The sequence below is a fragment of the Sulfuricurvum sp. genome, from assembly GCF_041651515.1.
GTDB lineage: Bacteria > Campylobacterota > Campylobacteria > Campylobacterales > Sulfurimonadaceae > Sulfuricurvum.
Window position 1 is genome coordinate 34,563 of sequence record NZ_JBAZJF010000010.1, and the last position, 24,415, is coordinate 58,977.

Below are 24,415 nucleotides of genomic sequence, written 5' to 3' on the forward strand. Positions count from 1 at the left end.
GTTACAATGATACCATTTAGCTTTCGCTTCATCAAGAGCCGAGCAAACGAGGGGCAGTACCGATCATGAATATTTTACTTTTTAACGATAATCCCGTTGTCCGAAAACTGGTAGCTTTAAGCGCACAAAAAACAAGAGATAATCTTAGTGTTGTTTGGTCGATGGAAGAGATTGAGGAGAGTGGATATGATTTATTAATTATTGATGATGCCCTCTATAGCGATGAAATGTTTGCATCACTTAAAGAGGCTGTTTCATTTAACGTTACCCTTCTTATGGCAACACGTGGAAATGCTATTCCAGTAGGATTTGACCACGTTATAAATAAACCTTTTTTGCCGACCGACTTGGTCGATTTATTTGCTAAGATTAATGCGGGACTCTCCTCAAAAGTTTCTGAAAAAGTGATTGATTTAGGCGAAACAGTTTCTCAAAGTCCCAAAGAAGATCCCTATTTGGCCATTGATTTGGAAGAGTCGCTTTTGGATCTTGAAACGGTGCATGACGTACACGATGTAAGGGATAATTCTGATGATCTTGATTTAGATGATCTCTCCGGTGAGCTAACTTCTTTTGAGAACGAAGAGCATCATCCTGCTATTTTAGATCACGAAGAGGTTGCTGAAGTCCGAGGATTGCTCGAAGATACTGAAAATGATGAACTGATAGACAATGAAGATATGTCCTCTGATGTGTTAAATGAGTTTGATTTTGGTGACTTAGACCTGTCGGAGGAAAATGTACCTTCACGCGACACGGTGTTAGATGATTTTGAAGGGTTTGATATGGATGAAGGGGTGGAACCTCTCACAGCCGGAGAACCTACAGGTGAAGAAATAGACGAAGATAATTTTGATTTTGGCGATTTAGACATGCCAGAGGAGAAAGAGAGTATAACTGACACGGCGTTAGATGATTTCGAAAGTCTTGATATGGATGATGAAGTGCCAATTCCAAAAGCAGTGGCTGAAGAGATAGACGATGAAGATTTTGATTTTGGCGAATTGGATCTCTCTGAAGAGAGAGAGAATAGCACTATAAAGGATGAAAAGCCGTTAAGTGATGAAGGATTGGACGATCTCGAGCTTAAAATTCAAGAGGCGGTGGAAGAATTAGAACCGGATGATCTTGATATGGAGTTTGATGATAGCATGCTTGATGGACTGGAGATAGAAACAGAGCCTGCGTCATTATCTGATGCGTTTGAAGGTCTAGACAATTTGGGTGAATTTGATATGCTCAATGAACGAGAACTAAAGCTAGCCATCGGTGAAGAGGTTGAGGAGGAAGAAGCTGAAAATGGGGTTGAGGAAAGCGAGCATACGGAGGTCTTAGATGAAGCCATTGAGCTTTCTGAAGAGGTATCGCTAGAAGCTCCTTCCGTGACACAAGAAGCCACGCATGCTGAAGGGGTTGAAGCATTGCAAACGCTCCTAAAAGCCTTGGCAAATGAAGATGTTGCCAAGTCCCTCAAAGGACTGAATATCAGCATCAATATTAATTTCGGGGATAGCAAGTGAATGCTTTGAGTGGTGCAATTTTAGTTTTATCCGGTCCAAGCGGGGCAGGAAAAAGTTCAATAATCGCTAAGATTATCGATCATATCGGCCCTACCTACTTTTCGATTTCAACAACCACACGGCCAATCAGAGCCGGAGAAGAAAACGGTATACACTACCATTTTGTTTCTCAAGAAGAGTTCAAGCGCGAGATTGAGCAAGAACTGTTTTTAGAGTATGCACTCGTGCACGGGAATTATTACGGTACTTCTTTAAGCCCGGTAAAACAAGCGCTTAAAGAGGGAAAACTGGTTATTTTTGATATTGATGTTCAGGGGCATGATGCGGTGCAAAATCGTCTAGGAGATATCACTACGTCGGTTTTTATCACAACCCCTTCTCTCGAAGAGTTGAAACGGCGGCTTCATAACCGCTCTACCGACAGTGAAGAGATTATCAATAAACGTCTTGAAATGGCTAAACGTGAAGTGCAGCGGATAAGCGAATACGATTATTTGGTGGTCAATGATGACATAGAGAAAGCGTCCGACATATTGGTCTCCATTGCCAAAGCGGCACGTATGAAAATACCAACCCTTCAAATTAATGAGTTTGTTCAGCATTGGGAAGCCCAAAGTTAGAGATATAACTAAAATATATGCCTTGATCTCATAAGGACGATTACAGCAATGAGCCGTTATACTGCTTGCAAGTATTTTATATAAAAGGAAATGTACCTATGGGTGGTTTTAGCACAAGTCATTGGTTAATAGTTTTTGGAATTATAATTTTATTATTCGGAGCGAAGAAAATACCGGATCTTGCAAAAGGGCTTGGTCAAGGTATACGCAACTTTAAAAAAGAGATGAAAGAGGATAAAGCGGAAGAATCAGAAGCTACTATCGTCGAAGCTCCAAAGCAAGTTGAACCAACCGCTACAACAACGGTTGAAGCTACCAAAACCACTACGCAAGCGTAAGCCTTGAAGCAGCGAGTCAGTGCGCTGTTGCGCGAGAAATTCAATTGTGATGTTATCCTCGAAAAACCGAAAGATCGTTCTTTCGGCCACTTTGCTACCCCTATTGCTTTTTCCCTTGCTAAAGAGCTTCGAAAATCTCCTATGGTAATTGCTGAAGAGATCGCGACATCGTTCAATGAGAGTGATATCTTCGGTGCGGTTGAATCGGTCAAAGGGTATATCAATTTTCGCCTTTCCGAATCATTCTTGGACGAATATGCTTCATGGGCATTGTCTCACGATACACAATTTGGCAGCAGTGATAAAAAAGGTTCTATCCTCCTTGAATTCGTGAGTGCCAATCCGACAGGACCGCTTCATATCGGACATGCACGTGGTGCGGTATACGGTGATACTATGTTACGCCTCGGTCGTCATTTGGGATACGATATTACTGCGGAGTATTATGTCAATGATGCAGGTAATCAGATCGATTTACTCGGTGTTTCCCTTCAGCTCGAAGGCCGCAGCAGCCTGCTAGGCGAGAGTGTTGAATGGCCTGAAAAATACTATCGCGGCGAGTACCTCAGTGATTTGGCTGCGGAGGCTGTCGAACGTTTCGGAGAAGAGGTCCTACGTGATGAGAGCCGACAAAAAGAGCTTGCCCTTTGGGCGAAAGATAAAATCTTGGCCCTTATTGTTGATGATCTCAAAGCCATTAATGTCCATTTTGACACATTTGTAGGTGAGGCATCCCTCTATAATGAGTGGGATCGCGTTATGGCAAAAATGGGGAATGGTGTTTACCAAAATGAGGGTAAAACCTTTATCCGATCCTCCGATCTCGGTGACGATCATGACCGTGTCGTCGTTCGTGAAGACGGTCGTCCGACCTATCTTGCGGGAGATATTATCTACCATAACCAAAAGTTTGAGCGTGGATATGATGATTACATCAATATCTGGGGCGCGGATCACCACGGCTATATTGCCCGTGTGAAAGCGGCCATTACTTTTTTAGGGTACGATTCAGACAAACTTGAAGTGCTTCTTTCGCAGATGGTGAGTTTGCTCAAAGACGGTGAACCGTTTAAAATGTCTAAACGTGCCGGAACCGTCATCTTAATGAGTGATGTCGTCGAAGAGATCGGTGCGGAAGCGTTACGCTTTATGTTTGCAAGTAAAAAGTGCGATACGGCACTCGAATTCGATATTGAAGAGCTTAAACGCCAAGACAGCTCCAATCCGATTTACTATGTCCAATATGCGCATGCACGGATACAGACTCTTATTGCTAAAAGCGAAAAAAGCATGGAAGAGATCATGGGTTCACATTTGCATGGATTGAGTGCGGATGCCGACGGATTGTTGTTTGAAGCGCTGTTGCTTCCTGAAATTATTGAAGATGCTTTTGAATCACGTCAGGCACAAAAAGTCCCTGATTACCTCAAAGCATTAGCGGCAAAATTACATAAATTCTATTACGATACGCGTATTATCGGTAATGAAGATGAAGCAAAACTGCTTAAAGTACTTCTTGTTGTCGCCCTCTCTCTTAAAACAGGCCTTTCTCTTCTCGGAATTGCCGCTAAGGATCGAATGTAACTCTTTCGGTCGTTTGTTAGTTTTTAGCCTAACAATCTCCCTATTGTTTGGCGAAGTGCATCATTTTGATGTGCTATTGCAATTTGAGCCATATTTAATTTACTGTTGCTTTGCTGGAAATCACTGATCGCTTTGGCTAAATCGGTATCAGCAATTTGACTTTTTGCCGCAGAAGTCTCCGTGATTTTACTCAATAAGGTATTGGAAGCACTGATAAATCCATTGTTTGCTGAACCGATATCACTCGAGACAGAAGAAAGTGTTTTAGCATAGTCACTAATCCCTGCTTGATTATCAATTGATAACCCATTGGGGGATACATTTCCTAATGTGACGCTAGTGGAACCGTCTCCTAAAGAAAAAGTATTGGTAGTATTGAAGAGAGATTGCCCATTGTAGGTAGTCGTGTTGATGGATTGCTGCATGGAATCAACCGTTTTGTTGAATTCACTTTGCAGTCCTTGTTTTTGGCTCTCATTGAGTGATGCACTGTTGTAGCGAACGCTAAGATCATTTAATGTTTGCGTTTGTTGACTGAGGCCATTTAGCGTTCCGTCTGCAATCTGCATCATTGAAATGCCGTCATTTACATTCGATAGCCCCTGTGACATACCCGATATGTCACTTTGCATCATAGATGCGATTGCTTGTGATGCACTGTCACTCATATTGAGTTGCTGAGCGGCAGCAATTTTTTCGAGTGTCTTGTCACGTTTGGTAGATTCGGCATTCATTTGTGGGAGTGCGCTGTATTGTGTGTCGAGTTTCATAAGATCCCCCTTCTACGATATCATTATATAACAGAATAGCACGTAGTAGTTTAAGGTTTTATAAGTGCTTGGCTATAATTTTAGAAAGAGTTTTTGTGAGGATATTATAATGATCAAAGTAGCGGCAATACAGATGCAGATGGACAGGGATAAAGCGGCGAACATTGCAAAAGCTGAAATGATGGTGCGTGAAGCGGCAGGCAACGGTGCCAACATTATTTTGATCCCAGAACTGTTTGAAGGATACTACTTTTGCAAAGATATGGATAAAAAATATTTTGAGTGGGCCCAACCTCTTGAAAACAATCCACTAATAGGTCATTTTAGTGCGTTGGCGAAAGAGCTTGGTGTCGTATTGCCAATCAGTTATTTTGAACGTTCGGGGGATCGTTATTTTAACTCATTGGTAATGATCGATGCGGACGGCACGGTGATGGAAAATTACCGTAAAACCCATATTCCTGACGGACCCGGATATGAAGAAAAATTTTATTTTGAGCCGGGAGATACGGGATTCAAAGTGTGGAAAACTCGTTACGGCAACGTCGGTGTCGGTATCTGCTGGGATCAGTGGTTTCCCGAAACGGCGCGTTGCCTTACCCTGATGGGAGCCGATATGATTTTTTACCCTACCGCGATCGGAAGCGAGCCTGAGATCGGTGTCGATTCAGCGTCACACTGGCAGCGGGTTCAGATGGGGCATTCAGCAGCGAATATCATTCCCGTTATCGCCGCCAACCGCATCGGCGAAGAGATCGGAGAGAGTTGTACTTTGACGTTTTACGGTTCTTCGTTTATCACGGATCATACGGGCGCAAAAGTCGCAGAAGCATCTCGCGACAAAGAAGAGATTTTGTATAGCGAGTTTGATCCGTTAGCCATACGGGAACACCGTCACTATTGGGGGCTTATCCGCGATCGCCGTGCTGAGTGTTACAGAGAGATTGTAAAATAATAATTTTATGGAACTCCTTTTGCTTTAGTGAGGTAATGAATCACTAACCGGGGGTATCCGTGAGAGTTGTTTTACGCAATAATGCTATCTTTGTTCAAGGGAGTTCTAATACTCTCGAAGAATCATGGATGGACGAGTTTTTCGATCATCATATTCATAATACATTGTTTTTGGATAATGGGGTTTTAGTGTTAAACAACGAAGCCTCTTCGGATAAAAAAGAGGCTTTTTTAGATTCTCTCAGCGACTGTTATACCCGTGTAAATGACCTCTCAAGCCCTTTTTATCGCCGTTCGTTAAAACGGTGCAAAACGGCAGCGGTACGGATTGAAGTGCCGTATCGCAAAAGTGAAACCGTTGATATCGAACTCTATGCCCTTAGTCCGAGCCGTGTAAAGTTTACAATTTTGAGTTCAAATCGATGGATAATGCGTTATCTCAAACAGCAGCTTTCGACGTTGGTGGTGAGTTCAACCATCAGTACGATTGATATCGATGTGAGTACTCCGCAGGCCAAAATGCGTTTGGAAAAAACTCTTAATCGGCGTGATGTACTCCATTTTAGTATCAATTACAAATTCGATGATGATTTTATGAGCCGCTTATACAGTAATTATCGAGGGTGGGTATTTGGGAATGATGCAATCAATAAAATGATGCGTTATCATGCGATTTTTGAGATTCCGGTTGGAGCTTCGTCGGATGATTTAAAAAAGCGATATCGTGAGTTGGCAAAACGGTATCATCCCGATCGAGTTCAGACCAAAGGGCCTAAGATTGTCAATAAATATACCCAACGATTTCAACTTCTTCAAGAAGCTTATGACGCATTAAAGGCGGCGAGTTAATCCTTCCAAATCTTCTGCGCTATAGAGATAAAGCCGACGCTCTTTTAGGGCGAGGAGTTCATTAGAGAATCCTCTCTTCGAAAAGAGGAGTATTTTATCGGGGGCGAGCGAGAGTTTAGTCCATTTTTCTTCGAGTTTATGGAGCTCTTTTTTGTTGAGTTTATGGTTGGTCCATTTACACTCTCCGATCCAAAGTTCTCCCCGTGCTGTTTCGCTTAATAGATCAATTTCTACCTCTCGATCCCAATAACTGCCGGAATCTATTATAGTATCTTCAAAACGCAAACTCAGTATTTCATGGATAAAGAGGCCGCATAACTCCTCGAAAATAAATCCGACAAATTCATTATGATGAGTATGAAAATGCTCCATCATCGGTGAATAATTTTGTTCGTGTATACTTTTCCTAAACGGTTCGACAAAGGCAAACCAAAATCGGAGAAATGGACTATGAAAGCGAAGTTTATGGGATATTTTATGCCGTTCGATCTCTTTTTTGAACCGTTGTTTCGGATGAATTTTAAGGAGTGGTACTTCACGGGAGTGTTCTATGGAGAGATAACCGATACGGAGTAAAAATTCAAAGGCTTCGCGTCCTCTCTCTTTTCCGATGCGGGCACGGCGATAGGCTGAATCAAGCCGTCGATCTCCGATACTGATAGCATGCAGCAGTTTGCCATACAGCAGATCATCTCCTAACAGCTCAAAAATATCCTTTTGATGTTTTTCAAACGGTTCGAGTATATGTTTAATAATCAGCGTTTCGATATCCTCATCGGTATTGATGGGATCATCTAACCCTCCGAAGATGGCAAAGAGATCGATACACTGTTCCATATCGCTGGGAAGGTTGCGGTGAAAAAAATCACTAAAGAGCTTTCTATCCATTGGATAGATTATAACTCATTTCCCCATCGTAAACTATCCAGTCCGTATTTATCCCGAATTTTTCGGGTGGCACTATCAAAAGTATGCTGGGCACGATCCGATTCGTAATCGAGAAGGGAAAAGGTTTGGTGGGTATGGGTACTGAAACGGGATGCACTTATCCCAAGATGGGTTATTCCCCCCCTACGATGGAGATCCGCAGAGCCGAAAAGTTCTAAGCAAAGGTGGCGAAACCGCTGTTCGTTGAAAAGACGGAGTTCGGTGATACTGTGATGGGATTTTGGATACTGAAGATAATAAATACTGAGAGTGTAGGTGGTCGGATAGACTTCAAGCCGCTTAATCGCATAGGCTAAATGACGTGCGAGGATAGAAATTCGGCGTCGTACCTCCGAACGATCGGTGATCGGATCGAATGTTCGAGATATTCCGATCGATTTGCGTGGGGCGTTGAGGGTCAGCTCTCCTAGATTTCGCCCGCTAATCGTTTCGTACAATGCGGTAGCATAAGGGCCCCAAGAACAGATAAGGGATTGGGCGCGGAGCAGATCACCCAATGTGTTGATATGATATTCACCGCAACGGCGAGCCATATTTCGACCGATGCCGGGAAACTTCGCAACGGGAATATTGCGTATAAAAGGGTAGACCTCGTGCGCTAAAAGGGTACGGCATCCGAACGGTTTGGCGGTATCGGTAGCAAGCTTGGCGATGGTTTTGGAATGGGCCGCTCCGATGGAAACGGGGAGATTAAGATGACGTTTGATGGCATGGCGGAGCGAGTCGATAAACTCCGGAATTTCATCATCACTTATCCACCCTTCTAAATCACCGTAAAACTCATCGATACTTGCCTGTTCGATCAACGGAATACGCTCTTGTAAAAATAGCTTTAATGCATGAGACAAGCGGTGATACAGTCCCATATTCGGACCTTTGATGATAAGTTGTGGACAAAGTGTTAATGCCTCACGAATGCTCATTCCTGTTTTTATCCCATAAGCACGTGCTTCATAACTTGCAGTGGTTAGAATCCCCCGTACTCTTCCGTCAGGATCGATGAACTGTCCCAAATCATCTCCCTGATAACGGTGAAAAAAACTTCCGACAAAGGAGCCACCGTTTTCGAGAAGAAGTTCTTGGTTGGAACGATCTTTGGAAAAGATATAGGGATCACCGCGTCCTCCGATAGCTACCGCTTTGCCAAGCAGTGTAGGGTCGAGGGTCCGCTCTGCGGAGACAAAGAAGCAATCAAGGTCAATGTGTATTTTCATACAATGCAGTGTAGTAGGAATAAATAAAGAGGAGAGAAAATATGACAGATTGCGCTATTGCGCATCCGTCGTTTTAAAAAGAGCTGAGTACGTCGGATATTTTTGTGAGAATTTCAGTCACTTTAGCATTATAGCTCTGTAGCTTTTCTCGGTAGATACTGGAAATAGGAGTCCCTAATTCCAAATCTTCTAACATTCCGATCATGGAGTGTAAAAAGTCACGGTGTTCAGCACATTGATGACAGACGGTTGTATTGGCACACATCCCCTCATTCATCAAGACGTAGGCATTTTGGGTTGATTCATTGAGTCGTTCGAAATACTCGCCACTTTGGGGTTCATTGTTGTTGAGCAAAGTATGAATTTCTTTAAATCGTCCTTGTGCTTCACGAAGAATATCGAGCATGGTTTCCTCCCGTTTAAATTATCTGAGCTTAATTGTAGCTCAAAAAAAGGTAGAATACAATTACAAATTAATTATGCTATTAAAAGAGAATGTATGAACTATCGCTATATCGGACGCAGCGGTTTACGCGTATCGCCGATTTGTTTGGGGACAATGACGTTCGGGAGCCAATGCGATGAAAAAAATGCATTTGCTATCATGGACAAGTCGTATGACGCCGGAGTCAATTTTTTCGATACGGCTGAACTTTATCCGGTACCGCCGGAAGAAAAGCTGGCCGGTCTGACCGAAGAGATGGTGGGGCGTTGGCTTAAAACCAAACCGCGTGATTCGTTGATACTGGCAACCAAGGTCGCCGGTGCGGCATCGGGATGGTTTGTCCCACCGATTCGTTACGGGATGACCGCTATTGATCGATTTCACATTGAGCGGGCTATTGAGGGGTCATTAAAACGACTCGGAACCGATTATATCGATCTGTATCAGATGCATTGGCCCGATACGATTGTCCCCATTGAGGAGTCAATGAGGGCATTTGATGCATTGGTGCAAAGCGGTAAAGTACGTTATATCGGTACATCTAATGACACGGCGCGCGGAACAATGAAATCGCTGATGGTGAGCCAATATGAAAAACTGGCTCGCTTTGAGTCCATTCAAAACAATTTTTCCTTGTTGAACCGACGAGATTTGACCGAGATCGGTGCATTGTGCCGCGAAGAGAAGATTTCACTGCTCCCCTATTCACCTTTGGCAGGTGGGGTACTCAGCGGAAAGTATAATCAAAACAGCAATGAAGGGGGGCGATTTAGCGATTACGTTAAATCACCTAACCAACGTCAGCGGCTTATGGCATCACGATTTTTAAATGACAAGACCCTTGCATCAACACAGGAGTATCTCCGCATCGCTCATGAAGCAGGATTAGATCCTGTGACGATGGCGATTGCATGGAGCAAGCAGTTTGATTTTGTTGCCTCAACGATCATTGGAGCAACAACTCCGGAACAATTGGATGCGAGCTTAGCGGCGATGAATCTAACCCTCACTTCTGAGGTATTAAAGGCTTTAGACGGTGTACATGCAAAAATTCTCTATCCTATGGGTTAGTGCGCTTGTTTTGCTGATTGGAGGGTGTTCGTCAAAACACTACTCCATCAGCGAACCCAAGATTATCACGATTAAAAGTCCGAAACTCAAGTTTTCCGATATGGGATATGTTCGCCGTGAGGGTGATGCGGTTGAAGTGGAATTGTTTACTGCCGGAGTAGCGGTGGAGAAAATCTCGATTGATTCGCAGGTATGTGTCAGTTCGGGGTGCATGAGCGAAGAAAAATTTGTCCATGATTATCTTTATGAAGGATATCCTGCCGATACGATGCGCAATATTATTTCGGGAAAAGATATATTTGGTGGACAAGGGAAAAGTGAAATGTGTAACGGAACCCTTTATCAGTATATCCGAAATGAGGATATTGATTTTGTTTATCGGCGTAAACCCTCGGAAATTTATTTTAAAGATCGTCTTAACGGCATTATGATCAAAATTGCTGATGTAAAGGAGAATAATGCAACTGAGTGAACGCAGCGGAACCATCGAGCAATCGCATATTCGGTCGATGACACGAGCCTGCAATGCATTGGGCGGGATTAATATGGCGCAAGGAGTTTGTGATCTTGAAGTTCCTCGTGAGGTGATCGAGGGGGCGTATGCGGCGATGAACGAGGGGATTAATATTTATACCCCGACAGAAGGGTTGCCACGACTTCGTCAAGCGATAGCGGATAAGATGAAACGGTTTTATGATGTGGAGATAGCTCCTGAACAGGTACTTGTATCGGATGGAGCAACGGGGGCATTTTATACGGCGTGTATGGCGCTGCTTAATCCTGAGGATGAAGTGATATTGTTCGAACCCTACTACGGTTATCACCGATCTACCTTAACCTCACTCGGTGCGGTACCAACGTTTGTTCGTCTCGAAGCACCCAAGTGGAAACTGGATTTAGAAGCACTCGAAGCGGTTGTAACATCCAAAACCCGTGCGATGGTGATCTGCAATCCCGCCAATCCGAGCGGTAAAGTTTATACCCGTGAAGAGTTGGAATCAATAGGGCAATTTGCTGAAAAACACAATTTGATTGTCTTTGCCGATGAGATGTATGAGCACTTTTTGTACGGCGATGCGGTGCACGTAACGGCACTCAGCGTTCCAAGTCTAAAAGAACGATGCATTGTATTATCAGGGTTTTCAAAAGTATTCAGCATTACGGGATGGCGATTGGGATACGCGATAGCCCCAGTGAATGTTATCGAGGCGATGGCGCAGCTCAATGATCTTATATATGTCTGCGCCCCCGCACCGCTTCAGATCGGGGCGGCGGTCGGGCTGGAGAGTTTGGGGGATGGCTATTACACCGAACTTGCCCGTATCCATGAACACAAACGTGATCTTTTCTGTGATGCACTGCGCGCTGCGGGACTGACTCCCAGTATTCCATCAGGTGCGTATTATGTCATGACCGACGTGAGCAGTGTAGCAGGAAATAATGATTTTGAAAAAGCGATGGAAATTTTAGAAAAAACAGGGGTTGCTTCGGTTCCGGGACGGGCATTTTATCATGACGATGCAGGGAAAAATATGGTTCGCTTTTGTTACTCTAAACCTCTTGATGTACTCGAAGAGGCGGCAGAGAGAATTCGACGACTGTGATATAATAATAAGAGTTGTTGAAAGAAGAGAGGTAGGGAATTGAATTTTGTTTACAGAGTTCATGCGATCGAGAGAATGTTTCAACGTGATGTAAATGAAGCAGATGTTGAATACGTTGTAAAAACGGGTGAGATTATAGAAAATTACCCTGATGATCAACCGTATCCTTCATTTTTGGTATTGGGGTATATAGATAAAAGAGCGCTTCATATCGTCTATGCAAAAGATGAGAATGAAACTATTATTGTGATTACAGTATATGAACCGACACTTGAAAAATGGTTAGAAGATTTAAAAACGAGGAGAAAATTATCATGAAATGTTTGATTTGTAAACATGGTGAGACTCAATTGGGTGACACAACAGTAACGCTTGAAAAAAATGGTTCTACGATTGTGTTCAAACACGTTCCCGCTCATGTATGTGATAACTGCGGAGAAAAATACGTCGATGACACTGTAACCGCTGAACTTTTGAAAAAAGCACAAGAGATTATTAAAAATGGTGTCGAAGTCGATATTCGCGAGTATCAAAGCGCGGCGTAATTCTTCTCGTCATTCCCGACTTGATCTGGAATCTAGCTTCCATTAAAGCAAGGTATATTTTGGCAATTGTAAATCAGCACATCAATGAGTTTTTAGATTACTACCTAAATTTGAATGAGCCTCAGTATGCCGTTTTACTTTCTGGGAAATGGGGAAGTGGAAAAACTTTTTTCATTAATCAGGTAATTGAGGAATATCAGAATACAAAAAATATTGTCAAAGTTAGTTTATTCGGATTGAAATCTAAAGAGGACATTCATAAGCAGGTTCTTTTAAAACTATTTAACATAGATGATACACATGACATAAGTGTGACAGCAAAATTAGTGGGGCAAGTTCTAAAAAAATTCACAGGCATTAATTTGTCTGATATGCCAATGGGGTGGGCTTTAAAACAAGAAGGCAATCAAAATGTAATTTTCATATTTGATGATTTGGAACGAGCAGGTATAGAATTATTAGAACTGCATGGTTATATTAATGGATTGACAGAGATACACAAACAAAAAGTTATTCTCCTTGCGGATGAAGATAAACTAAAAGAAGATGAAAAATATGTTCTTTTTAAAGAAAAAACCGTAGGAAAAACGTTTGGCATCGAGCAAGATTTTGAAACTGCATTTAAAACATTTACGAATGAGTTAAAAAATGCAAAAGAGGTATTGAATAGTAATCAATCAATCATCAAATCTGTTTTTGATACAGCTGGTTACCAAAACCTGCGTAGTCTACGTCAAGGGATACTAGATTTTGATCGATTGGTAATCCTTTTTGAGCTAAAGTTTCAAAATCATTCCGAGTTGATGGTAGAGATCATTCAAATCTTTTTTGCTTTTACGTTTGAGATAAAAAGTGGAAAGCTTGACATCCAGACACTTCAAGAGATGACAATGCTGCGTGTAGGCAGGATGCTGAACGAAGAAAAATCTGATGATGAATTAACACCGATTGAAAAAGTTTTTCATAAATACAGTTTTTTGTCGTATGAATTATTATTGTCTATGGAAAGTTGGATTGATCTTTTTACGTTAGGTATATTAACGTCTAAACGAATCTCGGATGATCTCAATAGAAGCCGCTATTTTTTTAGAGAAGAACGGGAAGAATGGATCAATTTATGGTACTTTCGAGAACTTGAAGAGGAAGAATTTCAAGTAGCGTTAAAAAGTACACTCGATAAGTTGGAACGAAATGAGTACTCGGATCCTGAAATTGTGATGCATATAACAGGAATATTATTGCGTTTAAGTATTAATGGACTGTATCAGAATACAGAGGCTGACATTGTTCAAATCATGAAGGCATATATTGATCACAATCGTAAAAATTGGGATGACATCTATACTGTGGATGATTTTCGTATTGAACAATCTGCGTTTGTGTTAGGATATCAGAGTGAAGAAACGGATGAGTTTAAAGAGGTAAAAAATTATCTTTTAGAAAAAGCCAAAGAGACAATTTACGAAGATTTATCGGTACAAAGTGAGAAACTTTTAAAATATTTGGAAGAGAATAATATTAGCATGTTCATGGGAATGCTTTCAGAAACAAGAAATGATATTCTCTATCGTTTACCAGTATTTCAAAATCTGAATCCGAAAGATTTTGTTGAGACTTTGTATCACGTCAAAAATCAGCACTTTCGTAATGTAGTGAAGACTCTTTTAATACGTTATGATCAAGTTGGATGGGGTGTATATTTTCCTCTATTAGAGGAACTAAGTTTTTGGAAAAGAGTTTGTAAGATTATCAGGGACGAAATGGAAGATAAACCAATAACTATAAAAGTGACTTGGTTAAAGTACTTGAATGAAAATATTGAAGAAAAAATCATTCGAAAAATTGAAAAACAAATACAGCACATGGAAAAGGAAAAAAATAATGTCAAATAAATTTGTCGGTGCTCACGTCTCCGCTTCAGGCGGTGTTTTTAACGCTCCCCTAAACGCAATGGCGATCGGCGCGAGGGCATTTGCCCTCTTTACCAAAAATCAAAAACAGTGGGCGGCAAAACCTCTTGAAGAGGAGACGATTGCACTCTTTAAAGCGAACCTCGCAAAAAGCGGAATCCTCCCTAAACACATTCTTCCGCACGATTCGTATTTGATCAATCTGGGGCATCCCGAAGAGGAGAAGCGGCAAAAATCGCTCGATGCTTTTATTGATGAGTTGCATCGGTGTTCTCAATTGGGATTGGATCGGTTGAATTTTCATCCCGGCAGCCACCTCAAAGAAATCACCGAAGAAGAGTGTATCGATCGGATCGCGATGAGCATGAACGAAGCGATTAAGAGAGTCGAAGGGGTTAATCTCACCATCGAAAATACGGCAGGGCAGGGGAGCAATCTCGGATGGAAATTTGAGCATCTGGCAGCCATTATTGAGCGTATCGAAAATAAATCACGGGTTGGTGTGTGTATTGATACGTGCCATATGTTTACGGCCGGATATGATATCCGAACGAAAGAGGCGTATGATGCAACTTGGGGAGAGTTTGATAGAATAGTAGGGTTTAACTATCTCAAAGGGATGCATATCAACGATTCCAAACCTGATTTGGGGAGTCATGTTGACCGACACGATTCAATCGGAAAAGGAAAAATCGGCTTTGATGCGTTTGGTTATATTATGAATGACCCGCGCATGGATGATATCCCGCTCGTTTTGGAAACGATCGATGAGACGATTTGGGCGCAGGAGATAGCTTTATTATATTCAATGCAGGAGTAGAGGATGAGAATTATTTTGATTTCGGCTGTTGCTTCAGCCATGCTTATGGCAGGGGGATATGCAATCCCTGAAAATTCAATCAATGCGACGGCGCTTGGTGCAGCCTATGTGGCTGCTGCACATGGAGCTGACGCAGCGTATTACAATCCTGCGGCAATGGTGTATAACGACGATACGGCATTGTTGGAAGTCGATGCGACCTATATCGGGCTTTCAAAGATTAATTACACATCAACGAGCGGGACAACGAATATTGACTCAAAAAGCGAATCATTTTTTGTTCCGACACTCTATTATACCTCTAAAAAATTGGGGGAAAATGGTGCTCGTTTTGGATTAAGTATCGTTGCACCGGGGGGACTGTCAAAACGATGGGATGCACAGCCGGCAAAATCAAGTGCCGAAGAGTTTACGCTCCAAACGATAGAAGTCAACCCCTCTATGGCGGTAGCGTTGAGCAATACGGTCAGTTTTGGGGCCGGATTTCGAATCGTTCGAAGTGAGGGGGTAGTTAAAAGCAATACGGGAGCTACTCAAGTTTCCAGAGATATGTCAGGAGATTCGATCAATTTCGGATATAACTTGGCTCTTAATTATCGACCTATAAGTAATCTTACTGCGGCAGCTACCTATCGGTCTAAAGTTAATTTGACGCAAGAGGGACATGCGACGTTAAGCTATCTTCCGTCTCTTTACGGTGTGAACGGTTTGTACTACGGTTCTGGTAGTGTTACGGTTCCGCTGCCTGCGGCATTAAACCTTGCTGTTGCATATACCTTTGATACGGGCACGACCATTGAAGCACTCTATGAACGAACCTATTGGTCAGCGTACAAATATCTTGATTTTGATTACAGTGGAACTCCTAATGCTGCGACCGTTGCGTTTGGTACCCCTATCAGCAAAAACTGGAAAGACACCAATACTTATCGTCTCGGAGTAACCCAAAAAGTCGATAAATGGACGGCGATGGCAGGGGTGGCATATGATCAGACCCCGGTTCCGGAATCGACACTCGGATATGAACTTCCTGATTCAGATGCCGTTATTGTCTCTCTCGGGGGACGTTACCAACTGAATAAATCGTGGAATATTGGTTTAGCGGGATTGGTGGATATGAAAAAAGATCGAGAAGTGCATCAAATTAGCGGAACGAATCCTGTAAATGGTACGTTTAGCAATGCGAGGGCGTATTTGGTTACGGCCGGAATCGAGTATCGCTTTTGATCCGTTACCCGTTTGAAAATTTCTATGAAATGCTCGCCAGTGTAGCGAGTGAGCAGCCGAACAAAAAAGTTATTTTTATCGAGAAGGAGAGTTATACCTATCGGCAGTTTCTTTCAAAAGTAGATCGGTTTGCGAGAGCATTAGAGCTTATCGGTGTGGGGAAGGGAGACAAAATTGCGCTCATCTGCCCTAACGGGATTGAGTTTGTGATGAGCGTTTTTTCGATCAGTAAATTGGGTGCAGTTACGGTGCCGATTAACACGATGCTGAAAAATGAAGAGTATCGGTATATTCTGGCGGATTGCGGTGCGAAAGTATTGATTAGCGGTTCTAAACTTGCCAAAGAGGTGAATAACCTTACCTCGGTCGAACATACCATTTGGATTGACAAAGCCCCTGTTGAAGATGCTCGTCATTTGGTTTTGGAGGAGATTCTTTCGGATCATTTGCATACCCATATGCCTGTTTCATTCGCTAAACTCGATGATACGGCGGTTATCTTTTATACGTCGGGGACAACAGGGCATCCCAAGGGGGCAATGATCAGTAACCGCAATTTGTTTTCCAATCTTGTGGCGGCACGCGAACGATTTGAATTGAACAAAAAGGATCGATTTATTGTCTATTTGCCGATGTTTCATTCATTTACCTTTGCGACTATGGTGATATTACCGTTCTTTGTCCGTGCATCGTTTGTAATTGTTCCCTCCATATTGCCGTTTCATACTATTATCAAGCAGACACTTCTAAAACAGGTAACGGTATTTATGGGAGTTCCTGATATTTACAGTGCCTTAATCCGTGCTAAATTGCCATGGTATTTTTTGTGGTTCAACCGTATCCGCATTTTCGTTTCGGGTGGTTCCGCGCTCAATGAAGACACGCTCAACCGATTTCGTTCAACGTTTAAACGTGCCACGATGTTAGAGGGATATGGCTTGAGCGAATGCTCCCCTGCTGTAGCTATTAATCCGCTTGAAAAACAAAAAACTCTTTCCGTCGGATTAGCGCTGAGCGGTTATGAAGTGAAGATCGTGAATGATGAAATGGTCGAACTTCCTATAGGGGAATCGGGTGAGCTGATTGTACGCGGTGATTGTGTAATGCAAGGGTATTTAAATAACCCCGAAGCGACTGGAGAATGTATCCAAAACGGGTGGCTCCGTACCGGAGATATTGCAAAAGTTGATGAAGAGGGGTATATTTATATCGTTGATCGGATCAAAGATTTGATTATTTCCAAAGGGCTTAATATCTATCCCCGACAGATTGAAGAGCAGATGATGCTCCTTCCTCAGATCAAATTAGCGGCGGTTATTGCGCAGAGTGATCCTCATAGCGGAGAAGTGCCGATTGCATTTGTCGAACTTGAGGAGGGGTATGAAGATACAAGCCCTGCCGTTATTAAATTACAGCTCAAAGAACATTTAGCGGCATTTAAAATCCCTAAAACCATAACCGTGGTAGAATCATTACCGAAAACAGCCACAGGTAAAGTGCTTAAACGCATTCTCAAACAAGGACTTCATTGAAACATTTAATCGACTTTTTAGAAAATTCTACCATTGAAAAATCGCATATTTTTTCTCAGCTGAAATGTACTGTCGATGAAGCAAAAGTATTGCAGCTCTTGACGCGTAAATTTTTACAATCCCAAGAGGATGTTATTGTTGCTGAACTTTTACAAGAGCTTTATGGAGCGGATGATTACTCCTATTTGAGCCATTTTGGGGAAGTAAAAACGCTTTTAGAATTGGGGTGGATTACCCATCACTCATTCACCCCGATCAAGATCAGCGATATGTCACAATTGGAACTTTATAACACTCCGGTCGCGCTTACGTCGGTCTTTATGAAACTCCTCGAAGAGGGATCACTGGAAATGACGCTTCCAGATATTAAACCTTACGCCGATCATTTGGAGTACCTGCAAGATCAGTTCTTTCGTATCGAGCTGTATCAAAAGATGAGTGTTATCCGCCATCACGGAAACGAACATTCACTGGGAATTAACCGTATTCAAAATAAGCTTGATCTACTGGAGAAGCGAATTGATGAGCGAATCGCTCAAACCTCTCAGGATGTTGTACTGGATCGTTTTTTCAAACAAAAAAAGCTAGAGCCTAAAGAACAGGTTATTTTCCTTGCTCTCCTCAAAGAAGAATACAGTGCAACCGAGGGGAATCTGCGGGAGATGAATACCCTTATCGATCTTATCAGTTTTGATGACTACGAACGGATCAAAAATCGCGCTCTTCTTGAAGACGGTTCCCGTCTTATCAATGAAGAGGTGATCGATTATGAGGAGATGCTTAATCCGTTTGGCGGTATAAGCCGCGCTTTTTACATTGTTGATGAGGTCCTTCAGTCGATTATGCATCCGCAAAAAAAGAAAAAAGTACGCAAACTCAAACTCGATATGCTCATCAAAGAGCAGGAAATTTTTGAGTTGATTGAGCCTACAACATCGCTTGAGAACGTGGTTCTTAATCCGGCTACGGAGCAGACGTTGCAAAACCTTATGCGCCAATTGGATCGTGAAGTGATCACCCGCCTTCATGCGTGGGGAGTCAAGGATAAAAAAGCCGGATTGGATGCACGGATCATTTTCTACGGTCCTCCGGGAACCGGCAAAACCCTTACCGCCCATTCGCTTTCCCGTTCGTTGAAACGGCAGGTGCTGAGTTTTGATTGTTCCAAAATTCTCTCCATGTACGTTGGAGAGTCGGAGAAAAATGTTCGCAAAATATTCGATACCTATACGGATTTGACGAAGCAAACCAAGACGGAGCCGATTCTTTTGCTCAATGAAGCCGATCAGTTTCTCTCCGCCCGTTCTGCAGGAGTCGGTTCTTCCGCCGATCAGATGCATAATCAGATGCAAAATATCTTTTTGGAACAGATCGAGAAGTTTCAGGGGATTTTGATTGCGACGACGAATCTTCTCGAAAATATCGATCAGGCATTTTCACGTCGATTCAACTATAAAATTGAATTCAAAAAACCGAATCAACCGCAACGTGCTTTGTTATGGAAAATGATGCTTCCAGTAAATGCTCCTTATGAAGAGGGATTTGATCTCGAAAAACTTACTTCCTATCCGCTTACAGGGGGCCAGATAAATTTGATCGTCAAAAACACTGCCTATCATGTTGCTGCCCGAGAAGATGGGACATTTCGTCTTGGTGACTTTGTCTCGGAAATTCAAAAAGAACGTCAAGGGAACTTTGAAGGGGAAAAGTCGGTGGGATTTTTAAATAATTAATCGTCAAATTTTTATCACAATGTTACCAAAGTTTAATCGAGCCGTTGTTTTTAGCCTCAAGAGGGAGTATAATCGGCAAAAGAAACAATAGCTATGGAGCATAAAAATGGGATGGTTTAGCGATGATGCTGTATTAAAAGAGGAACTTGTACTCCTAAAAAAAGAGTATGAAACCGTATTGGAAGAGAACAGAAGATTAACAGAGCGGCTGTATGAACAGGAGACTCTTCTAGCCGATCAAACCGATAAACGTCAATGTGAAAACACCTCTGCAATCATGACTTATCAAAACGAACAGATCAAAAAAAATCTGATTGATATCCAAGGGAATATGGCAACTTCCGTCTCCTCTTCCAAAGAGAATATAACCAAATCGACATCATTGCTTGAAAATATCGTTGATCTTGGACATAAAGCCTCTGGGATCTCCAATACGCTGGAAGGGCTGAACGCTTTGGCGCTCGATTCGATGGAAACGGTGCAAGCTCTCTCTCAGCGAGCACAGGATGTTGCCAGTATCTTGGGGCTGATTAAAGATATCTCTGATCAAACCAATCTTTTGGCCTTGAATGCCGCCATTGAAGCAGCCCGTGCCGGAGAGCATGGACGAGGATTTGCCGTTGTTGCCGATGAAGTGCGAAAGTTAGCGGATCGAACCGATAAAGCAATCAGCGAGATCAATATCTCTTTACAGTCTATGAAACAAGATGTAAATACCATTGGAGATAAATTTGAACAAGTGCAAGTGCAAATTGCCGAGTCCAATGAATCCATAGGGCAATTTAATGATAATATGGATCAAAATGCTCAGATGATGCGAGAGACATTTGGCAGTACTGCCCATACTGCAGAGCGGGTATTTATGAGTCTGGCAAAACTCGATCATGTCATTTGGAAAGTCAATACCTATCTTTCAGCCATTACCCAAAAAGAGCAATTTGCATTTGTGGATCACCATAACTGTCGCCTCGGTAAATGGTATTATGAGGGGGAAGGGTCTGAATATTTTAAAAAGACACCGAGTTATGGATCGCTTGAAGCACCACACTCCATTGTCCATAATACAACCCATAAGATTTTTGATTTGATGAAGACTGAACATATGGAGTCCGAGCGATTACGGCAGGCATTTCAAGAGATGGAACGGGCTAGTGATGGAGTCTTTACCACGTTGGATAATATGCTGCAGGAGAAACACTAGCAGAGAATTAGAGCGTTTGATTGATGGGGTCTGATATAATTTAGACTCCCTAGATGTCCCTTATAGTTACATTTATTTTCTATCACTACTGCAATATGTTACAAAATTTAACATTTACCTCCAAAACCCAATAGTACGGTGTTTCCTATAGTGACAGTAGCTAAAAAAGACAAATGATTGATTAACGATTAAGGGTTTGCTTTAATTCTCTTTTTGTTATAGTGCAATAACTGTTTTTACGTAAATCCGTATACAGAGGCAAGCAACCCTTGTTTCGGTATATGCCATCAACCACGAAAAGGTCAGAAATATGGAGCATTACAACGCAGCGAATCCTTATTTTGGGGTATTTGTACTGTTTGTGCTAACTTTCGGAGCGTTTTATGCTACGACGGTAATTGCACGCTTAGCCAGCCGCGCATTAGCGGCCAAAGACACGGAAAAGCTAAAATTGACGGTCTACGAATGTGGACCGGAAGTGACGAAACAACCGAACCGTATTTCGACGCAGTTTTATCTGTTCGCACTGTTATTTTTGCTTTTTGATGTGGAGATCGTTTTTATGTTTCCATGGGCAATCGATTTTAAACTGCTTGGTTGGTTTGGTTTTGTTGAGATGATGATGTTCATCTTGCTTTTAGCAATCGGTTTTGTTTACGCGTGGAAGAAAGGAGCTCTCGAATGGCACAGCATCAAGTAAATTATCTCAAAGATGGCGGGCTCCCCGTCGCATTGACAACAATAGATAAAGTAGTCAACTGGGGTCGATCGAATTCTCTTTGGGCCCTCACGTACGGATTGGCGTGCTGCGGTATCGAAATGATGGCTTCCGGAGCATCGCGATATGACTTCGACCGTTTCGGTACGATCTTTCGTGCTTCTCCGCGTCAAGCAGAGCTTATGGTTGTTGCGGGGACATTGACGAAAAAACATGCCGAGTTTATCCGTCGTTTGTACGATCAAATGACTGAGCCTAAATGGGTTATCTCTATGGGTTCATGTGCAAACACCGGCGGTATGTTCAATACCTATGCTACGGTTCAAGGGGTGGATCGTGTGATTCCGGTGGATCTTTATCTCCCTGGGTGTGCACCTCGCCCTGAAACGCTTCAGTATGCGGTAATGCTTCTTCAGCAAAAGATTCGCCGTGAGAGCGCATCCCGTGCCCAAAAACCAAAAAGGTTGATGTAATGAGAGCCTATACGCCTAAAGACGATGTACAGAAAAAACCCTATTATACCGATCGCTATTGGGTTGCTCCGCAAGTCGCGAAAAGTGATGTGAGCGAAGACGCCGTATTTGCAGCCGATTTGGAAATGCTCAAAGGATACTTTGATGTGTTGGATGCTTATATTCAAAAAGATCAAATGGTGGTTGTTATTCACGCGAAGGATAACTTTGGTGTGATCGAATTGCTCAAAAATGTGTGCGACTACAATCAGCTTTCCGAACTGAGCGCGATTGATTGGTTGGCAACGGAAGGTAAATTTGAAATTTTTTACCAAATGTTGAGCATGTCCAAACGCAAACGTCTCCGTATCAAATGTAAAATCAGCGAAAAAGAGTCGATTCAAAGCGTAGAGAAGCTTTTCCGCTCTGCGGATTGGTCTGAGCGAGAGATGTACGATATGTTTGGTATCGTGATCAACAATCACCCGTACATGAGACGTATTTTGATGCCGGATGATTGGGAAGGATTCCCGTTGCGTAAAACGTATCCGCTTCAAGGAGATGAATTCGCCCAATGGTACGAAGTGGACAAAATCTTCGGCAAAGAAGCGCGCGAGATTATCGGGCCTGAAATTCGTGACAGCGCCCGTGTTGACCGTTACGACACCGAACGTTTTGCCCGTCTTGGGCACGAAGTACCTCGCGGTGCAGATATCAGCCAAGGTGAACCGGATACCCCTCTTGTCTATCAAGAGGCTGAAGGTGTCTTCATGATTGAAAAATTTGACGCAGAAAAAAGCGTCGTGATCTCTGATCGCGATCGATAAGGGCAACCATGCAACAATCCAATAGACTTAGACCGTTTTTCGAAAACATTACCTTTGATCGTGATGACAATGAACTGATCCTAAACTTTGGGCCTCAACACCCCTCTGCACACGGACAGCTTCGCTTGATGCTTCATTTGCAGCAAGAACAGATCACCAAAGCCCATCCGGATATCGGATACCTTCACCGCGGTATGGAGAAGATGGCAGAGAACATGATCTACAACGAGTTCATGCCGACCACCGACCGTATGGACTATATCGCATCTAGTTCAAATAACTACGGATTTGCCCTTGCGGTAGAGCGTCTTATCGGACTCGAAGTACCGCGCCGTGCTAAAGTGATCCGTATGATGCTCCTTGAGACGAACCGTCTTATGTCGCACTTGTTCTGGCTTGCGACAACGGCACTCGACATCGGGGCAATGACGGTATTCTTGTTCGCTTTCCGTGAGCGCGAATATCTGATGGACTTGATCGAGGACTATTGCGGTGCACGTCTGACCCATGCGGCAGTTCGTATTGGCGGGGTACCGCTCGATCTTCCGGATAACTTTATCCCTGATTTACGTAAATTTTTGGATAAATTGCCGGAAAATATTAAAGATTACGAAGATCTTTTGGATACCAACCGTATCTGGAAAATGCGTATGGAAAATGTCGGGGTTATTTCAAAAGAGATGGCACTCAGTTGGGGATGTTCGGGAATCATGCTTCGTGCTTCGGGTGTCGAGTGGGATATCCGTAAAGAAGAGCCGTATGAACTCTACGACGAAGTCGAGTTTAATGTTCCGGTTTCGGACAAAGGGGACAACTACGCTCGTTATAAACTTTACATGGCGGAAATGCGTGAGTCGGCAAAAATCCTTTACCAGGTTCTCGATATGTATGAGGGGACCGAGCCTGCATTGATGGCGCATGCGCCGCAATACATTTCAGCACCGAAAATCGACATCATGACCCAAAACTACTCGTTGATGCAGCATTTTGTCCTTGTGACACAGGGGATGCGTCCGCCGGTAGGGGAAGTGTATGCCGCGACCGAATCCCCTAAGGGAGAGTTAGGATTTTACATCAACTCTCAAGGGGGAGCGTATCCGTACCGTCTAAAACTTCGTGCACCGTCATTTTGGCACACCGGAATTTTGACTGACTTATTGCCGGGACATTATATCCCCGACGTTGTATCGATCATCGGGACGACCAATATCGTCTTCGGTGAAGTAGACCGCTAAAAGGAGCATGCAGTGAAACGTTACGATTTACGTCACCTGAAAGGTGAATTTTACGACCGCATGAGTTCCATTTTAAAAACGGAAGCGCAAAGCGGCGAGGTGAGTATATTTTTGTTTGAGATAGGGGATTTTTCTCCAATCCAAAAATCGGCTGATTTGGTCAAAGAACTCGGGTGTGAGCTAATGAACTCACTCAAGTTCAATGAGGCCGATTGGACCATTGTGGTCAGAAAATAAGGATTCGGTAGTGAGTAAAGTCTATTTCTCCACGTGGCGGGGCGAGCAGATCAACAACATC

At 42.9% G+C, this 24,415-nt stretch carries 26 protein-coding genes and 1 pseudogene; 23 read left to right on the forward strand and 4 right to left on the reverse strand.

Going from position 1 to position 24,415, the window contains the following annotated elements; all coding sequences use genetic code 11:
• The first annotated feature begins 65 nt into the window (after positions 1-65).
• The 4 genes from WC407_RS13370 to argS all read left to right on the forward strand — a co-directional run bounded on the left by WC407_RS13370 (position 66) and on the right by argS (position 4,062).
• Positions 66-1,520: a hypothetical protein gene (locus WC407_RS13370; protein ID WP_373023175.1), complete on the forward strand. Its 1,455-nt coding sequence runs from the start codon at positions 66-68 to the stop codon at positions 1,518-1,520.
• Positions 1,517-2,140 (forward strand): guanylate kinase, encoded by a 624-nt coding sequence (gmk, locus tag WC407_RS13375; RefSeq protein ID WP_373023176.1) that lies wholly within the window; start codon positions 1,517-1,519, stop codon positions 2,138-2,140. The genes WC407_RS13370 and gmk overlap by 4 nt, the downstream gene beginning before the upstream one ends.
• 98 nt (positions 2,141-2,238) lie before the next feature.
• On the forward strand, positions 2,239-2,478 hold the full coding sequence (gene tatA, locus WC407_RS13380; protein ID WP_373023177.1) for a twin-arginine translocase TatA/TatE family subunit: 240 nt from the start codon (positions 2,239-2,241) through the stop codon (positions 2,476-2,478).
• 3 nt (positions 2,479-2,481) lie between these two features.
• Positions 2,482-4,062, forward strand: coding sequence for an arginine--tRNA ligase (argS, locus tag WC407_RS13385; protein ID WP_373023178.1), 1,581 nt, complete (start codon positions 2,482-2,484; stop codon positions 4,060-4,062).
• A gap of 23 nt (positions 4,063-4,085) precedes the next feature.
• Here the strand turns inward: argS and WC407_RS13390 are convergent, their stop codons facing one another.
• Positions 4,086-4,832, reverse strand: a complete 747-nt coding sequence (locus WC407_RS13390) for a flagellin (RefSeq protein WP_373023179.1) — start codon at positions 4,830-4,832, stop codon at positions 4,086-4,088.
• 109 nt (positions 4,833-4,941) lie between these two features.
• On the opposite strand from WC407_RS13390, the gene aguB reads away from it, so the two are divergent.
• The gene (gene aguB, locus WC407_RS13395; RefSeq protein ID WP_373023180.1) at positions 4,942-5,787 is read left to right on the forward strand and encodes an N-carbamoylputrescine amidase; all 846 of its coding nucleotides are present in this window, start codon (positions 4,942-4,944) and stop codon (positions 5,785-5,787) included.
• Positions 5,788-5,846: 59 nt separating this feature from the next.
• Positions 5,847-6,635: a J domain-containing protein gene (locus tag WC407_RS13400; protein WP_373023181.1), complete on the forward strand. Its 789-nt coding sequence runs from the start codon at positions 5,847-5,849 to the stop codon at positions 6,633-6,635.
• Here WC407_RS13400 and WC407_RS13405 read toward each other — a convergent pair.
• From WC407_RS13405 to WC407_RS13415, 3 genes are all read right to left on the reverse strand, one after another.
• Complete coding sequence (locus WC407_RS13405; protein ID WP_373023182.1) at positions 6,618-7,523, reverse strand: DUF234 domain-containing protein; 906 nt, start codon at positions 7,521-7,523, stop codon at positions 6,618-6,620. The genes WC407_RS13400 and WC407_RS13405 overlap by 18 nt on opposite strands.
• An 8-nt stretch (positions 7,524-7,531) precedes the next feature.
• Positions 7,532-8,797 carry a DNA polymerase IV gene (locus WC407_RS13410; protein WP_373023183.1) on the reverse strand — a complete coding sequence of 422 codons (1,266 nt, stop codon included), beginning with the start codon at positions 8,795-8,797 and terminating at the stop codon, positions 7,532-7,534.
• Between the two features lie 73 nt (positions 8,798-8,870).
• On the reverse strand, positions 8,871-9,203 hold the full coding sequence (locus WC407_RS13415) for a hypothetical protein (RefSeq protein WP_373023184.1): 333 nt from the start codon (positions 9,201-9,203) through the stop codon (positions 8,871-8,873).
• Between the two features lie 93 nt (positions 9,204-9,296).
• Here WC407_RS13415 and WC407_RS13420 point away from each other — a divergent pair, with 93 nt between their 5' ends.
• From WC407_RS13420 to WC407_RS13500, 17 genes and pseudogenes are all read left to right on the forward strand, one after another.
• Entirely contained in the window at positions 9,297-10,313 is a 1,017-nt protein-coding gene (locus tag WC407_RS13420) for an aldo/keto reductase (RefSeq protein WP_373023185.1), read from the forward strand.
• Positions 10,285-10,785 carry a hypothetical protein gene (locus WC407_RS13425; protein WP_373023186.1) on the forward strand — a complete coding sequence of 167 codons (501 nt, stop codon included), beginning with the start codon at positions 10,285-10,287 and terminating at the stop codon, positions 10,783-10,785. Before WC407_RS13420 ends, WC407_RS13425 begins: the two co-directional genes overlap by 29 nt.
• Entirely contained in the window at positions 10,772-11,917 is a 1,146-nt protein-coding gene (locus WC407_RS13430) for a pyridoxal phosphate-dependent aminotransferase (RefSeq protein WP_373023187.1), read from the forward strand. Before WC407_RS13425 ends, WC407_RS13430 begins: the two co-directional genes overlap by 14 nt.
• Before the next feature lie 39 nt (positions 11,918-11,956).
• A complete protein-coding gene (locus WC407_RS13435) occupies positions 11,957-12,235 on the forward strand; it encodes a DUF4258 domain-containing protein (protein ID WP_373023188.1) in 279 nt (92 codons plus the stop codon).
• Complete coding sequence (locus WC407_RS13440) at positions 12,232-12,462, forward strand: type II toxin-antitoxin system MqsA family antitoxin (protein ID WP_373023189.1); 231 nt, start codon at positions 12,232-12,234, stop codon at positions 12,460-12,462. Before WC407_RS13435 ends, WC407_RS13440 begins: the two co-directional genes overlap by 4 nt.
• A 59-nt stretch (positions 12,463-12,521) precedes the next feature.
• Positions 12,522-14,354: a P-loop NTPase fold protein gene (locus WC407_RS13445; RefSeq protein ID WP_373023190.1), complete on the forward strand. Its 1,833-nt coding sequence runs from the start codon at positions 12,522-12,524 to the stop codon at positions 14,352-14,354.
• Positions 14,344-15,192 carry a deoxyribonuclease IV gene (nfo, locus tag WC407_RS13450; protein WP_373023191.1) on the forward strand — a complete coding sequence of 283 codons (849 nt, stop codon included), beginning with the start codon at positions 14,344-14,346 and terminating at the stop codon, positions 15,190-15,192. Before WC407_RS13445 ends, nfo begins: the two co-directional genes overlap by 11 nt.
• 3 nt (positions 15,193-15,195) lie before the next feature.
• Positions 15,196-16,419, forward strand: coding sequence for an OmpP1/FadL family transporter (locus WC407_RS13455; RefSeq protein ID WP_373023192.1), 1,224 nt, complete (start codon positions 15,196-15,198; stop codon positions 16,417-16,419).
• Positions 16,416-17,951 carry a long-chain-fatty-acid--CoA ligase gene (locus WC407_RS13460; protein ID WP_373023193.1) on the forward strand — a complete coding sequence of 512 codons (1,536 nt, stop codon included), beginning with the start codon at positions 16,416-16,418 and terminating at the stop codon, positions 17,949-17,951. The genes WC407_RS13455 and WC407_RS13460 overlap by 4 nt, the downstream gene beginning before the upstream one ends.
• A complete protein-coding gene (locus WC407_RS13465; protein WP_373023194.1) occupies positions 17,948-19,684 on the forward strand; it encodes an ATP-binding protein in 1,737 nt (578 codons plus the stop codon). Before WC407_RS13460 ends, WC407_RS13465 begins: the two co-directional genes overlap by 4 nt.
• 331 nt (positions 19,685-20,015) lie before the next feature.
• Positions 20,016-20,447 (forward strand): annotated as a pseudogene (locus WC407_RS13470) (methyl-accepting chemotaxis protein); the annotation flags it as partial.
• Positions 20,448-20,546: 99 nt separating this feature from the next.
• Entirely contained in the window at positions 20,547-20,885 is a 339-nt protein-coding gene (locus WC407_RS13475) for a CZB domain-containing protein (protein WP_373023202.1), read from the forward strand.
• A 310-nt stretch (positions 20,886-21,195) separates the two neighbouring features.
• Positions 21,196-21,585: an NAD(P)H-quinone oxidoreductase subunit 3 gene (locus WC407_RS13480; RefSeq protein ID WP_373023195.1), complete on the forward strand. Its 390-nt coding sequence runs from the start codon at positions 21,196-21,198 to the stop codon at positions 21,583-21,585.
• Positions 21,567-22,076 (forward strand): NADH-quinone oxidoreductase subunit B family protein, encoded by a 510-nt coding sequence (locus tag WC407_RS13485; RefSeq protein WP_373023196.1) that lies wholly within the window; start codon positions 21,567-21,569, stop codon positions 22,074-22,076. The genes WC407_RS13480 and WC407_RS13485 overlap by 19 nt, the downstream gene beginning before the upstream one ends.
• The gene (locus WC407_RS13490; RefSeq protein WP_373023197.1) at positions 22,076-22,882 is read left to right on the forward strand and encodes an NADH-quinone oxidoreductase subunit C; all 807 of its coding nucleotides are present in this window, start codon (positions 22,076-22,078) and stop codon (positions 22,880-22,882) included. The genes WC407_RS13485 and WC407_RS13490 overlap by 1 nt, the downstream gene beginning before the upstream one ends.
• Before the next feature lie 8 nt (positions 22,883-22,890).
• Positions 22,891-24,117, forward strand: coding sequence for an NADH dehydrogenase (quinone) subunit D (gene nuoD, locus WC407_RS13495; RefSeq protein WP_373023198.1), 1,227 nt, complete (start codon positions 22,891-22,893; stop codon positions 24,115-24,117).
• Positions 24,118-24,129: 12 nt separating this feature from the next.
• Positions 24,130-24,354 carry an NADH-ubiquinone oxidoreductase subunit E family protein gene (locus WC407_RS13500; RefSeq protein WP_373023200.1) on the forward strand — a complete coding sequence of 75 codons (225 nt, stop codon included), beginning with the start codon at positions 24,130-24,132 and terminating at the stop codon, positions 24,352-24,354.
• The last annotated feature ends 61 nt before the right edge of the window (positions 24,355-24,415 follow it).